The 12894-nt window shown below is 72.6% G+C and carries 12 protein-coding genes and 1 tRNA gene; 7 read left to right on the top strand and 6 right to left on the bottom strand.

Translation table 11 applies throughout. The features are described 5' to 3' along the window. Positions 1 to 92: 92 nt before the first annotated feature. The gene (locus tag ACWGE1_RS35695) at positions 93 to 1427 is read right to left on the bottom strand and encodes an ABC transporter substrate-binding protein (RefSeq protein WP_453424622.1); all 1335 of its coding nucleotides are present in this window, start codon (positions 1425 to 1427) and stop codon (positions 93 to 95) included. Positions 1428 to 1817: 390 nt separating this feature from the next. Here ACWGE1_RS35695 and ACWGE1_RS35690 point away from each other — a divergent pair. Both ACWGE1_RS35690 and ACWGE1_RS35685 read left to right on the top strand, forming a co-directional pair. Next, a tRNA-Cys gene (locus ACWGE1_RS35690) sits at positions 1818 to 1893 on the top strand. Continuing rightward, on the top strand, positions 1893 to 3695 hold the full coding sequence (locus ACWGE1_RS35685; protein ID WP_453424621.1) for a hypothetical protein: 1803 nt from the start codon (positions 1893 to 1895) through the stop codon (positions 3693 to 3695). Before ACWGE1_RS35690 ends, ACWGE1_RS35685 begins: the two co-directional genes overlap by 1 nt. 174 nt (positions 3696 to 3869) lie before the next feature. Here ACWGE1_RS35685 and ACWGE1_RS35680 read toward each other — a convergent pair whose 3' ends face one another. Next, the gene (locus ACWGE1_RS35680; RefSeq protein ID WP_453424620.1) at positions 3870 to 4658 is read right to left on the bottom strand and encodes a hypothetical protein; all 789 of its coding nucleotides are present in this window, start codon (positions 4656 to 4658) and stop codon (positions 3870 to 3872) included. A 215-nt stretch (positions 4659 to 4873) separates the two neighbouring features. Between ACWGE1_RS35680 and ACWGE1_RS35675 the strand changes: the two genes are divergently transcribed. Further along, a complete protein-coding gene (locus ACWGE1_RS35675; protein WP_453424619.1) occupies positions 4874 to 5164 on the top strand; it encodes a hypothetical protein in 291 nt (96 codons plus the stop codon). Positions 5165 to 5172: 8 nt separating this feature from the next. Continuing rightward, positions 5173 to 5541, top strand: coding sequence for a VOC family protein (locus ACWGE1_RS35670; RefSeq protein WP_453424618.1), 369 nt, complete (start codon positions 5173 to 5175; stop codon positions 5539 to 5541). A 19-nt stretch (positions 5542 to 5560) separates the two neighbouring features. Here ACWGE1_RS35670 and ACWGE1_RS35665 read toward each other — a convergent pair whose 3' ends face one another. Next, positions 5561 to 6946: a serine hydrolase domain-containing protein gene (locus tag ACWGE1_RS35665; RefSeq protein WP_453424617.1), complete on the bottom strand. Its 1386-nt coding sequence runs from the start codon at positions 6944 to 6946 to the stop codon at positions 5561 to 5563. A gap of 255 nt (positions 6947 to 7201) precedes the next feature. Between ACWGE1_RS35665 and ACWGE1_RS35660 the strand changes: the two genes are divergently transcribed. Continuing rightward, positions 7202 to 8269, top strand: a complete 1068-nt coding sequence (locus tag ACWGE1_RS35660) for an AraC family transcriptional regulator ligand-binding domain-containing protein (RefSeq protein ID WP_453424616.1) — start codon at positions 7202 to 7204, stop codon at positions 8267 to 8269. Between the two features lie 54 nt (positions 8270 to 8323). Here the strand turns inward: ACWGE1_RS35660 and ACWGE1_RS35655 are convergent, their stop codons facing one another. Continuing rightward, positions 8324 to 8689 (bottom strand): hypothetical protein, encoded by a 366-nt coding sequence (locus ACWGE1_RS35655; protein WP_453424615.1) that lies wholly within the window; start codon positions 8687 to 8689, stop codon positions 8324 to 8326. A 189-nt stretch (positions 8690 to 8878) separates the two neighbouring features. Here ACWGE1_RS35655 and ACWGE1_RS35650 point away from each other — a divergent pair, with 189 nt between their 5' ends. After that, positions 8879 to 9349 (top strand): universal stress protein, encoded by a 471-nt coding sequence (locus tag ACWGE1_RS35650; protein ID WP_453424614.1) that lies wholly within the window; start codon positions 8879 to 8881, stop codon positions 9347 to 9349. A 22-nt stretch (positions 9350 to 9371) separates the two neighbouring features. Here ACWGE1_RS35650 and ACWGE1_RS35645 read toward each other — a convergent pair whose 3' ends face one another. Together ACWGE1_RS35645 and ACWGE1_RS35640 are read right to left on the bottom strand one after the other, a co-directional pair. Then, entirely contained in the window at positions 9372 to 10319 is a 948-nt protein-coding gene (locus ACWGE1_RS35645) for a serine/threonine dehydratase (protein WP_453424613.1), read from the bottom strand. 14 nt (positions 10320 to 10333) lie between these two features. Beyond that, complete coding sequence (locus ACWGE1_RS35640) at positions 10334 to 11020, bottom strand: TetR/AcrR family transcriptional regulator (RefSeq protein ID WP_453424612.1); 687 nt, start codon at positions 11018 to 11020, stop codon at positions 10334 to 10336. A gap of 156 nt (positions 11021 to 11176) precedes the next feature. Between ACWGE1_RS35640 and ACWGE1_RS35635 the strand changes: the two genes are divergently transcribed. Next, positions 11177 to 12856 (top strand): ricin-type beta-trefoil lectin domain protein, encoded by a 1680-nt coding sequence (locus ACWGE1_RS35635; RefSeq protein ID WP_453424611.1) that lies wholly within the window; start codon positions 11177 to 11179, stop codon positions 12854 to 12856. Positions 12857 to 12894 lie beyond the last annotated feature (38 nt).

Here is a 12894-nt window from a genome sequence, read left to right as displayed (position 1 = left end):
ATCGTGTGCCGTGCCGCCGCCCCGCGGTTCGACGGCGGTCCCGGTGGCTTCAGCGGCCTCGGCGGCTTCGGCGGCTTCGGCGGCCTCCGCGGTCACTTCGCGGCCGCGGCGGCGAGGAGCTTGTTCGCCGCTTCCTGGGCCTTCTGCACGGCGGTCCGGGGATCCTGCTCGCCCTTGATGGCCTTCTGCATCTCGCGTACGACGGCGTCCCCGACCTGGTTGGTCCACTGGACGGGGGTGTTGGCGTCGAGCGCGGCGGTCTTCAGCTGGTCGGCGCCGATCGCACGGGCGAGGGTCTCTGCGTCCTTGCCGTCGCCCTTGTCGGAGAAGAACGGGTCGGCGAGGCCCTGGGCGTTGGACGGGTAGATGGTGGCCTTCCTGGAGAATTCCACCTGGTTGGGGCCGTTGGTGACCCATTTGGCGAACTCGGCCGCGGCGTCCAGGTGCTTGGTGTCCTTGCGTATGCCGAGCGACTGGGCGTAGATGCCGATGTGGCCGAGCGTGCCCGTGACGGCTCCGGCGACCTGGGTCTTGGCGTAGATCTGCGGGGCGTTCTGTTTGATGTCCTTGACGAAGCCCGGGGAGCCCGGACCGAAGACGATCTTCCCGCCGCCGTAGAGCTGGTTGATGTCGTCCGACTTGAGCAGGGACTCCTTGGGCATGGCGCCCTTGGCGTAGAGGTCCTTCATCCGCTCCACCCACCGGACGGCCCGGTCGGTGTCGAAGGTGAACCGGTCCTGCTTCTCGCTGAGGATCGGGATGCCCATCTTCTGCCAGTCCCCGGGCAGCCGGCCCTTGGGGTCGGCCATGAAGGCGGAGTACTGGCCACCGGAGGTGGCGGCGATCCGCTCGGCGTAGTCGAAGAACTGCTCCACGCCGGTCGGCGGCTCGGCCGGATTCAGACCGGCCTTCTCGAAGAGCTCTCTGTTGTAGGTCAGGATCTCCGGGGTGACGTACCAAGGGTACGCGTACACGCTGTCGCCCTTGCCGGGCAGCTTGAACTGTTCCCAGGCGCCCGGCACGTACTCCTTGGCCATCGCCCCGTCGAGTTCGGCGACGTCGGCGAGCATGCCCCGGTCGCCGAGCAGCTGGAAGGAGTCGGTGGAGAGGTTGACCACGTCGGGGAGGGCTCCGGCCTGGGCGTCGGCGACGAGCTTCTCGTTGTAGCCCTCGCCCGGGACGTCCTCCCACTTCACCTTGACCTCGGGGTACTGCTTCTCGAAGCCGTCGATGACCGACCGGACGTAGGCCGTGAAGGTGGGCTTCAACTGGAGGGTGCGGAAGGTGATCTCGCCGGCCACCCTGCCCGTCCGCTCCGCCTCCTTCGTGTCCCCGGGGCCGCCGCCGAGGCCGCACGCGGCGGTAGAGAGGAGGGCGCCCGTCGCCAGCAGGGCGACAGCAATACGGGTCGGGTTCGAACGGGTCATCGTCGCCGCCTTTGCAGAAGTCCGGCCTCATTGCCGGAGGCGGTGCCCACGGTCGTCCGAAAGCAAGACCTCGTCAATGAGGCAGGAACGCGGCTGGCCGGTGGCGCATTGGTGCCGAATGGCACAACAGGGCCGGACGCACCGCCGAGGCCTTGATCGATGCCACTCCGAGCTGCACTAATGCGCTTTAGTACAAAGACAGTCGGAGATGGTATCGATTCGATAACGGAGCTGCCTGTCCGTCAAAGTTTGACTTCTTATCGACGGTTCGCACGGGTCCGCACTAATGCGCTTTACCCGCCGCGGGGAAACCGCTTTAGCCGCAGCCCGCCGCGGCGCGGGGGGAACCGGCTTGTGCGACCGGCGGGCCCCGCCTAGATTTCCCCCGAACGGCGTGTAGCTCAGCAGCCAGAGCACCGACCTGCACAGTCGGAGGGCGCAGGGGCAGGACCTGCCACGCCGGCCATGAACGAGATCACTGAACAACGGCTCACGCCCGCGGAGCTCTTCGACCACTGCCTCACCGACGAGGGCCTCGCCCGGCTGTGGTCGATGCTCGACAGCGGGCGCTACGAGGTGCGCGCGCCCGAGGAGGCCGCGCTGCTCTGCGTGGCGTGGCTGCTGCGCGCCGGGGAGAGCGGCGCCGCGGCCTCACTCGTCGAGGAACTGCGGCCCTTCGCCGGCGAGGTGCGGTTCGCGCCGCACCCCGCGGACGGACCGGTTCCCGCCCCGGACGCCGTACACGTGCGTACCGTCGGCGAGGCCGCCCGCAGGCTCGCGGACCGCGCGCCCCGTCCCGGCATCGAGGCGCAGCACGAGGCGCTCACCGTCTGGCGGCCCTTCGAGGACGACCTGCTCGACCACTGGCTGCGCACCGGGGCGGACACCGCACAGGGCGCCGTGCAGGGCGCCGCCCTCCTCGCGCGGTACCGGCGCCTCGCGGCCGCGCACACCCGCTGCACCGAGCACCTCGACCCCAAGTCCAATCCGGCCGTCCTGCGCCTCGCGCTGGAGGAGACGGTCGCCGGGCGCGAGCTGTCGCCCCGGCTCGCCGGACGGCTGCGCCGGGCCGTCGCCTCGATGGTCGCCCGGCGTGGCCGCCCCGGCTCCGCCGAGCACACCCGGTTGCGCCGTGCCCGGGCCCGGCAGGCGGACCGGCCCGCGCACCACGACCTGGCCGCCCTCGTGCTGCGCCGGCTCGCCCCGTTCGACGTGAGCCGGGGGCTGGCCGACGTCGAACCGCTGCTCGCCCCGGTGACCGCCGAGGAGGCCGAGGAGGCCGGGCTGCCCGCCGGGACCGCCGTCCCGGCATCGGTCCGGGCCGTCGTCACCGCTGCGCGCAGCGCGCCCCTGGCCACACTGCTGGACGTCGGGGCGGTCCCTTCCGCGGAGGTGCTGGGCGAGGTGGCGGAGCAGCTGATCGCCACGCACACCGCGCACGGGTACGCCGACGGGGCGCTGCGCACGCTGATCACCGCGACCTACCGCGCCCCCCGGCACCCCCGGTACCCGTTGTGGTGGAGCCCCGAGCACCACGCCCGGATCACCGGGCTGCCGTGGGTCCGTGCGGTCGCCCCATGGGCCGGCGACCCGGTGGAGCAGGCCCGCTCCACCCTGCGGATGCTCGGCGAGACCTGCGTGCAGGCCTTCCCGGGGGCCGGGCTGCCGAACCTGCTCGTACGGACGCTGTCCGGGCTCGCCCGGTCGGCGGAGCTGCCCGTGCCGTTCGCCGCGGAGCCACTGGCCGACGCGTACAGCGGGATGGCCACCGCGGACCTGCTCGCGGCCGCACGGACCGCCGCCGAGCTGCTGGGCGGCACGGTGTACGAGCGCTACTACGGCATCGACTTCGCTGCGGTGCGGGACCTGGCGGTCGCCCAGGACCGCTACGGCTTCGCGCAGTTGTGCGCCGAGCGTGCCGGGCGCCCGGGGTGGTCACCGGCCCATGACCCGGCGGTCGTCGAACAGGCCCGGATCCTCACGACGTTCAACCTCGCCACCCTGGTCGTGCACGTGGGCATCGCCCCGCAGGGCGGCTGGGACGGCGCGGCCCGGGGCGCGTTCACCGCCGCGACGGGCCGCGGCGCCACCGCGACGAGCACCGCGTGCGCCTGGCGGCAGCTGCTGTTCCACCTCGCGCTGTGCGACGGGGACGAGCAGGCCTCCGTACTCGCCTGGATCGACGCGCGGGCCGCCCGGCTCCCTGCGCGCACCGCCGCACGGATCGCCCTGCCGCTCGCCGATCTCCGCCTCACCGTCGCTCCCTAGGGTCCGTCTTGTCGATCAGGCCGGTCGGCCCGGGTTGTCCGGTGCGGTGCATCGCAAGGCGGAGAGGCGCAGCTCGCACTTGGCCGTACTCGCGCGTTTCGACAACGCGGCGAGGTGCCGTGCCGGGCAGGCCGGGCCCGGCCTGATCGGCAAGACGGGCCCTGGGGGGTCCGGTCACTTGGGCTTGTTGCGGTAGATGCGGCGGCCGGCCAGGTGCGTCGTGACCGTCTCGCCCCACCACAGCTTCCGGTCGCCGTCCATCTCGTCCGGCGCGGGCCAGCGGCCGCGGCTGATGTCCGACCGGATGCTGTCGGGCTGGAGGCCGGACGCCTCGGCGATCTCGACCACGGTGTACCGGCGGTTCGGGTCGAGCGGAGTGGCCTCCCGGGTGTGGTGCTCGCCGAAGAACCGGGCGATGGCCTCCGCGTCGAACTCGATGGCCCTGCCGCGCTTCCCGATGGCGGCCGGCCAGTCGGGATGCCGTCCCCAGCGGGGATTCTCCGACAGGTAGCGGGCGCTCATTCCGTAGTGCCCGGCTATCTCGGTGTAGGTGACGCCGGTACGGCCCTCGGGCGGGACGGGGCCGCCCTTCGGCGCAGGGGTGGAGGCGCCGGCCCGCCGGCCCTGCGCAGCGGCCCGCGGCTCCGGCCGGACCTGCCCCGAGGTGGTCTCCGCGACGGTGAGGACGACCGTACGGCCGTCCGGGTCGGACAGCGTGTGCCGGCCGGGCGGCAGGAACCCCGCGCCGTTCGGCGGGCCGGTGAGGCCGAGGCGCAGGTAGCCGGTCTCCGGGCGGCCGGTGGCCTCGTAGAGCTCCAGGACGCCGCCACCGGCGAGCGTCGCCGCGTAGTGCTCGGGGCCGTTTCCGTGTTGCTCGGGCACGAGGTCGAGGCCGATGCCGCGGTAGAAGTCACGGCAGGCGTCGAGCCGGTTCGTGTAGATCACGGCGAGTTCGAGGATCATGCTGCTCCTGTGTGTGATGGCGGTGGGCGGACGGCCCCTGTCGGCCCTCTCCTCGCAACGGCGTTACGACCCACGGAACTTGGCCGCGGCCACGGCGCGGCACACCACGAACCCCCCGTCCTGGCAACCCACTTGGCCCTTCTCCCGCGCGGCGCGACACGCAATGACGGGGAAGGTCATCCTGAATTCCTACCACGACTGCGTACGCTGGCCCCATGACCGACATCACCCCTGCCGAGCAGCAAATACCCGATGACCTGCGCGCCTTGACCGTCGAGTACGTGAGCGCCGTTCGGGCGTGCCTTGCCGGCGTCGAGGACCCGGTCGCGCGGGAACGGGCCGCACGGCTGTTCACCGATCAGCTGCTGCCCGATGTGGCCAGGGAGGTCAAGAACCTGCGCATCGGCGCCGTGGGCGAGTTGAGGCAGGGACGCACCCTCAAGGAGGTGGCAGGGCTGACCGGGCTCTCCGTGCCCAGGGTCGACCAACTGCTCAAGGGAAAGTAGGAGTTGACGTGCCGCTGCGGATGAGGCTCACCGCGATCACGCTCGACTGCGACGATCCCCGGGCACTGGCCGCCTTCTACGCGCAGGCCACCGGCTTCGCACCGCATCCCGGGGGCGACGGGGACTTCGCCGGACTCACCCGGGCGGACGGGCTGTTCATCGGATTCCAGCGGGTGGACGGCTACCGGGCTCCGCAGTGGCCCGATCAGGCCCTGCCCCAGCAGTCCCACCTCGACTTCGCGGTCGACGACCTCGACGAGGCCGAGACCGTGCTGCTGGAGCTGGGCGCGGGCAAGCCGGACCACCAGCCGGGCGGCGACCGGTGGCGGGTGTTCACCGACCCGGCCGGGCACCCCTTCTGTGTGTGTCCGGCCTGAGGCCAGGCGGTCCGAGGACTCAGCCGGCGTCGACCCTGGGCGCGCAGCGCATGCCGATGTAGCAGCAGGGCGTGCCGTCCACGAGGGTGGCGAAGACGACGGGCATCCAGTCGCCGCTGAAGGAGGAGCCGGCGCCGGAGGCGGCGAAGACCGTGTCGCTGAGCGGCGTGAGGTCCATGGCCAGGGGCGGCGAGAAGTGCTGCATCCCGCCGACGAATTCGTACAGCAGGTGCGGGGAGCCGTCGGGCTGCACGCTGACGGTGATGACCGCCCCTTCGCGGCGGTAGGTCCCGACCAGCGGGGCCATGTCGACGACCGGGGGCCGCGCCGGCGGCGCGAAGGCGGGCGGCATGTGGACTCCGCCGAGTTCGCGGAGGAGTTCGCGCATCAGGTCGGCGTACAGGGGGCGGGAGGCGCCCCCGTTGGTGAGCAGGACGACGATGAGATCGGCGCCGGGGACCACGCGCAGGTAGCCGTACTGGCCGATCGAGGCGCCGTCGTGGCCGTAGCCGGGGATTCCGTTCCAGTCGTACAGCGACCAGCCCAGCCCCCAGCCGTCCGCACTCACCGTCCACTTGTCGGGGACGTCGACCACCCACCGCTGCATCTCCGCGACGGCCCGGGCGCCCAGGACCTGGGTTCCGTCCGGGGCGGAGCCGCCGTCGAGGTGCAGCTTGGCCAGGCGGAGCACGTCCGCGGCAGTGGCCAGGACGCGCCCGTACGGCCCCGCCGAACGGGGCATCATGTCCCAGGCCGGCGCCGGGTCCGGGTCCGCCCCGTCGCCCGGGAGGTGCCCCATCGCCGTACGGAAGGCCAGCGCCTCCTCGGGCAGGGTCATGGTGTGGGTCAGGCTGAGCGGGGCCACGAGCCGCTCCTTGAGGGCCTGGTCCCAGGTGCGTCCCGTGAGGACCTCGACGATGCGGCCGAGGACGTTGTAGCCGACGCTGCTGTAGGAGACCGCGGTGCCGGGCGGGCAGTCCAGCGCCACGTTCCGGGCGGCCGTCACGTACTTGGCCAGACAGTCGTCGCCCCGGCCGCTGTCGTAGGTGAAGTCGCAGGTCAGACCGCTGGTGTGGCTGAGGAGCCGCCGGACGGTGATCGCCTTCGTGGCCTCGGGGTCGGCCACGGAGAACTCCGGGAGCACCTCGGCGACGGGCGCGTCGAGGTCCAGTTCGCCCGCGGCGGCGAGCTGCATCACCAGGGTCGCGGTGTACAGCTTCGCTATCGACCCGAGCTGGAACACCGAGTCGGTGGTCGCCTCCACCCCGGTGCCGCGGTGCAGGACGCCGCTCGCCAGCTCGTGGATCTCCCCCTCGGCGAACACCGCGAGGGTGGCGCCGGGAACGTGGTGGGCTGCGCGCAGTGCGTCGAGGCGGCTCTGCCAGTGGGCGGGGGAGAACGTCACATCGGTTCCTTCGACTCGGTGGTCCCGTACGGATCGCCGCTTGTTTCTTGATCCACATACCGCGGCCGATGCCAACGTAGGCCGGTCCCCCAGGCATTGATAAGGACCCGCACGCGCCAACGAGGGGACCCCCGGCGCCACCGGGAAACCTCCCGCGCCGGGGGCCGACCGGTCGCGCCACGAGGGGGCCCCGGGCGTCAAGGAGGGGACCTGACCAGCCAGTTCATGCGAGCGGCTGGTAGTCTCGTCCGTCCTATGCGGTCTCCTGGCACCGACGGCACCGTCTCCGTCCACCTCGCGCGGTTCGTCGTCGAGGCGTTGCGCCGGTCCGGTGTGGGCCCGGGCAGGGTCGCCCGGCTGCCCGACCTCGGCCCCGATGTGCTGGACAACGATCTGGCCCGGGTCTCGACCGCGTCGGCGCTGGCCGTGTGGGAGCAGCTGACCCTCGCGGAGCCGGGGACGGCCATCGGCGCGCTGATCACCGACGAGGCGCCGATCGGTACGTTCGGCCTGTGGGACTACCTGATCACTGCCGGGCCCTGCCTGCGGGACTCCCTGAAGCAGGCGGTGGAGTACTGCGCCGTGATCGGTGACGCGGCGCATGAGAAGTTCCTCGTCGAGGAGGACGGACGGAGCTTCACCATTCGTCACGCGACCGGGAATTGGGGTCCGGACGTGGTGGAGGCGATCAACTTCTTCGCCCTGGGCCTGTTCCTGACGCGGGCCCGGGCGGCCACCGGGCGTCCCGTCGTCCCGCTGCGCGTGTCCGTGACGCACGGCGCGCCCGGCCGCCACCGGCGGCTGGCGGAGTTCTTCGGGACCACCCGCATCGACTTCGGGGCCCCGTACAACTCGATCACCTTTCACGACGACGACGTGCGCGCACCGCTGCCCAGGGCGCAGCCGGGCCTGGACCGTCTCCTGGCCCGGCACGCGGAACTGACGCTCGCGTCCGCACAGCCGGCCCTGCGCTGGCAGGACCGCTTCCGGATGGCCCTGGACGCCGCCTTCCGGGAGGAGGCCGTGAGCCTGGAGCACATGGCGCAGCGGCTGGCGATGAGTCCGCGCACCCTCCAGCGGCGGCTGGGCGAGCACGGGACGACCTGGCGCGAGGAGGTCGAAGCCGTGCGCCAGGAGCACACCATGGAGCTCCTGCGCGCCACCGATCTGCCGCTCCGCTCGGTCGCGGCCCGGGTCGGGTTCAGTGACATGCGCGCCCTGCGCCGGGCGGTCCGCCGATGGGAGGGCAGGGCCCCCAGCGACATCCGCAACGGAACGGGGCTCGCGGCAGCAGCGGCGACGGGCACCGACACGGCGGACTGACCCGCGTCCGGCACCCGCCGCGCCCCGTCCGCCCCGTCCGGGCGGCCACTCCTGCTACTTCATGGGGTACTTGACCTTCTCCGCGAGCTTGCCGTCCTTGAAGCAGAAGCGGAGCACGGTCTCGGTGCCACCCTCGGCCTCGGCGTTGGAGATGTACCAGGAGCAGGCGCTGCCGTCGGGCTCGACCGGTCCGCCCTCCTTGAGGGCGCTCTTGACGAAGCTCTCACCGGACGGGAGCCTGCCGCGCACATCGCCCTCCGCGTCGCCGGCCTTGACCTGCTCGTAGACCGCGGGGTCGACCAGGGTGTTGTCGGCCATGTCGAGGAACTTCCCCACGCCGAAGACCAGGGCCACGAGGACACCCACGCCCAGCACCAGCGCCACCGCGCACCCGATCAGACAACCCTTGCGCTGAGCCACGCCCGTTCCTCCATGTTTTCGTGTCCGGCGTCGGTCGCCTGGACACTCACACCCTCGCAAGGGGCGGGGCCGGCGGGCTGTCCTCGAAAGTCGTCGGCCGTCGCAACGATCGTCGTTCGAGGTCGGACCCCCTGCTGCCTGTATACAAGGAGGAGATCGACTATTCGGGCGAAGCGAGAGGAACCCACCATGAGTGAGCACACCGTCGAGCCGCTGATCGTCGTCGGCGTGGACGGGTCGAACCATTCGAAGGAGGCGCTGCGCTGGGCGGTGGCGCAGGCCGCGATGATGGGCGGCCGCGTGCACGCCGTCATGGCCTGGGAGTGGAACCGCAATCCTTTCTCCATCGGCCCGACGGCCGCCGAGACCTCCGACGCGGAGGCGGTGACGGCCGAGGAGGCCGCCCGCCGGAAGCTGGCGGACACGGTCGCCGCGGCCGTCGGCACCTCGCCCGGCGTGCCGGTGTTCCGGCGCGTCGAGCAGGGGTCCCCGGCGCAGGTCCTGGTCGACGCGTCGAAGGAGGCGGACCTGACGGTGGTCGGCACCCGCGGGTACGGCGGTTTCAAGGGCGCGTTGCTGGGGTCGGTCAGCCAGCAGGTCGTGCAGTACTCCGCCGGCACCGTCGTGATCGTCCGCGAGGGCGAGGACGACAAAGACTGACCGGCGGCCGGGCGCAGGGGGCTCAGGCCCCGGGGGCCACCAGGTCCCGGGGGTCCGTGTTGGCCCCGCAGAGGACCACGGCGACCCGGTCGCCCAGCGGCTCCGGCGCACCGCGCAGCGCCGCCAGGGCGGTGGCCGCGCCCGCCTCGACCACGATCCGGTGCTCCTCCCAGAGCCCGCGCCGGGCGGCCGTGATCTCCGCGTCGGACACCAGGACCGACGTCACGTTCTTCTCCTGAGCGGCGGCCAGCGCGTCCGCCGAGACCCGGGTGGCTCCCAGGGAGTCGGCGGCGACGGAGTCCACCGTCACGTCCACGACCCGGCCCGCCGCCAGGGCCGCGTTCAGGGCGCGGCAGCGCTCCGGCTCGACGGCGATCACCCGTACGCCGTGTTCGCGCGCGGCGGTGGCGATCCCTGCGAACAGTCCGCCGCCGCCGACCGCGACGACCACCGTGTCCACCCCGGGCAGGGCGGTCCGGATCTCGTCGAGCAGGGTCCCGGCGCCCGCCGCGATGAGCGGGTGGTCGTAGGCGTGGCTGCTGAGGGCCCCGCTCTCGGCGGCGAACTCCTCGCAGGCGGCCAGCGCGCGGTCGTACCGGTCGCCGACGAGCCGCACCTCGGCCCCGTACCCCCGCAGCCGTTCCGCCTTCACGCGCGGGGCGTTGGCGGGCAGGAAGACGGTGGCGGGCACGGACAGGGCGCGGGCCGCCCAGGCGCAGGCGAGCCCGGCGTTGCCGCCGGAGGCGATGGTGACCCCGGCGGCCGGGAGGGTGCCGGCCTCGTGGTGGGCGGCGAGGAAGTTGCGGGCGCCGCGCGCCTTGAAGGTGCCGGTGTGCTGGAGGTACTCCAGCGCGTACCAGACGCCGTCGGCCGCGGGCGCCACCGTCACGGGCCGCACCCCGCCCTCGATCCGGGCGGCGGCGGCGCGTACGGCGGCGTAGTCGAGCTGCTGGGCCGGTGCTGCTTGCATGGGCTGTCTCCGCATCAGGGGGTGGGCCGGGTCGGCGGGGCGGGACGAGCGGGCGGGGCGTGCGTACCGGGTCGGGCGGCCTCGATCAGCTGCCGCAGGGCGCCGTAGTACACCTCGTGGTCCGTCAGGGCGGGCAGTACGTCGGGCAGTCCGCCGGAGAGCACGGGGAACTCCCCGGGATCCAGTGCGGCCAGGGCCGCCCGCGAGGCGCCGGTGGCGGCGGCCGGATCCCGGTGGTCCACGAAGGCCGCACTGCCCAGGGTGAGCAGGTACATGCGGCGGTAGGTGGTCATCGCCTCGGCGGCGGTCATCCCGGCGGCCACGCCGTCGGCGAGGGCGGGCTCGACGAGCCGGGCCAGCAGCTGCCGCCCGAGCCAGGGCCGGCCGCCGCGCAGCACCAGCAGTCCGGGATGGGCGACGAGCAGCAGGTACAGCGCGCGGAACCGCTGTTCGGTGGCCTGCGCCCAGTCCGTGCCGGCGGGGATCTCGGGGAGCTGCCCGGCGAGGTGCTCGGTGCACAGGTCGAGCAGTCCGGCGAGGTCGGTGCAGCGGCGCTGGACGGTGGCGTGGGAGACGTCGAGCCGGTCGGCGAGGGCGCGGAAGCTCAGGTGGCCCGGGCCCTGCTCGTCGAGGATCCGCAGGGCGGTGACGGCGATGGCCTCGGGGGTCGCGCGGTCCAGGGCTGCTGATCTTCGCGGCATGAGATACACCGTAACATACGATGTATCGACACTTTCGTGTGACATCGACTGCAGCCATATTGCTGGTCATTGGCCGACAATCAGCGACTTGTGTTGACAGTGGGTAATCACCTCGCTGCACTGGGCGCACGACTGCCCCCACGTCAAGGAGACTCCGTGCCGCCTCGCCTGCGTGCGACGCTCACCTGCCTGACCGCGGCCGCCCTGTTCGCCCTCGCGCTCTCCCCCGCCACGCCGGCGGCCGCCGAGCCCCGGGCGACCTCGGACACCCCGCTCGCGCTCACCCCTCCCATGGGCTGGAACAACTGGGCGCACTACATGTGCGACATCGACGAGGCCACGGTGGTCGCCAACGCCGACGCCCTCGTGTCCACCGGGCTCGCCGCCAAGGGCTACGACACGGTGACCGTCGACGACTGCTGGATGACCAAGAGCCGCGACGCGCAGGGCAGTCTGGTCGTCGACACGGCGAAGTTCCCGCACGGCATGGCCTGGCTCGGCGAGTACCTGCACGCCAAGGGCCTGAAGTTCGGCATCTACCAGGACGCGGGCTCCCTCACCTGCGAGAAGTACCCGGGCAGCGGCGCTCCCCAGGGCGGCGGCGCGGACCACTACGCGCAGGACGCCCGCCAGTTCGCCTCCTGGAAGGTGGACTACGTCAAGATGGACGGCTGCAACCTGTGGGTCCCGGAGGGCACGACCAAGGAGCAGGCCTACCGGGACGCCTACAACGCCGTCGCCAAGGGCCTGCGGGAGAGCGGCCGGGACATGATCCTGTCGGCCTCCGCGCCCGCCTACTTCCAGCAGGGTGAGTGGGGCGGCTCCGACTGGCACAAGGTGCTCGGCTGGGTCGGCGAGACCGGCCAGCTGTGGCGCGAGGGCAAGGACATCAAGGTCTACAACCCGGCCACGCCCGCCACCTCGCGCTGGAGTTCGGTGCTGGGCAACTACGGCTACAACCGCTGGCTCGGCCGGTACGCGGGCCCCGGCAACTGGAACGACCCCGACTTCCTGATCGCGGGCGCCCCCGGTCTCACGGCCGCCGAGAGCCGCAGCCAGGTCGCCCTGTGGGCCATGATGGCGTCCCCCTTCATCCTGTCCTCCGACGTCTCGAAGCTGACCCCGGCGGGCCTCGCCGCCCTCGGCAACACCCGGATGATCCAGCTGGACCAGGACCCGATGGGCCGTCAGGGCTCCGTGGTCTCCTCCAACGCCACCTTCGAGATCCTGGTGCGCCCGCTCGCGAACGGCGACCGGGCCGTGGCCGTGCTCAACCGCTCGGCCACCACCCGGGACATCAACGTGCCGCTCGACGAGATCGGCCTGACCGACTGCACCGCCGGCGCCCAGGACCTGTGGAGCGGCACCGGCCGCGAGATCTCCGGGACGCTGACCGGGAAGGTGGCCGGGCACGACACCGGGGTCTGGCGGCTCAGCCCGCGCGGCTGCGCCCAGGCCGTGCCGACCGGACAGATCGTCGGTGACGGCGCCCGGTGCGCCGACGGCGCCAACACCACCGGCGTCGGCGCCGTGGTGATGGCCGCCTGCACCGGAGCCCCCGACCAGCGGTGGATCCTGGGCGAGGACGCGAGCCTGCGGCTGGCCGGCGAGTGCCTGTCGGTGGGCGAGAACCGCGTCGTGGAACTGGCCGACTGCTCGATGCGGCCGGAGCAGCAGCCCGGCCAGAGCTGGACGCACCGCCGCGACGGAGCCCTCGTGGAGGAGGTCAGCGGACTGTGCCTGACGGCCCCCGCGGCCACCGCCCCGGCCGAGCGCCTGCGGCTGACCGACTGCGGCGACCACCGGGTCGACCAGGCCTGGGCCCTGCCGGTCTGACGGCGCGGACCGACGGATGACCAACCCGATGGCACGCG

The organism is Streptomyces sp. NPDC054932, assembly GCF_053610205.1.
Note: the sequence above shows the minus strand (reverse complement) of the source record. Positions and strands in the feature narration are given on the sequence as shown.

Excerpts from the sequence above, each read along its gene's own strand:
- ACWGE1_RS35660 (WP_453424616.1), top strand. The coding sequence starts at position 7,202 with ATGCGGTCTCCTGGCACCGACGGCACCGTCTCCGTCCACCTCGCGCGG.
- ACWGE1_RS35680 (WP_453424620.1), bottom strand. The coding sequence starts at position 4,658 with ATGATCCTCGAACTCGCCGTGATCTACACGAACCGGCTCGACGCCTGC.
- ACWGE1_RS35645 (WP_453424613.1), bottom strand. The coding sequence starts at position 10,319 with ATGCAAGCAGCACCGGCCCAGCAGCTCGACTACGCCGCCGTACGCGCC.
- ACWGE1_RS35685 (WP_453424621.1), top strand. The coding sequence starts at position 1,893 with ATGAACGAGATCACTGAACAACGGCTCACGCCCGCGGAGCTCTTCGAC.
- ACWGE1_RS35650 (WP_453424614.1), top strand. The coding sequence starts at position 8,879 with ATGAGTGAGCACACCGTCGAGCCGCTGATCGTCGTCGGCGTGGACGGG.
- ACWGE1_RS35675 (WP_453424619.1), top strand. The coding sequence starts at position 4,874 with ATGACCGACATCACCCCTGCCGAGCAGCAAATACCCGATGACCTGCGC.
- ACWGE1_RS35640 (WP_453424612.1), bottom strand. The coding sequence starts at position 11,020 with ATGCCGCGAAGATCAGCAGCCCTGGACCGCGCGACCCCCGAGGCCATC.
- ACWGE1_RS35695 (WP_453424622.1), bottom strand. The coding sequence starts at position 1,427 with ATGACCCGTTCGAACCCGACCCGTATTGCTGTCGCCCTGCTGGCGACG.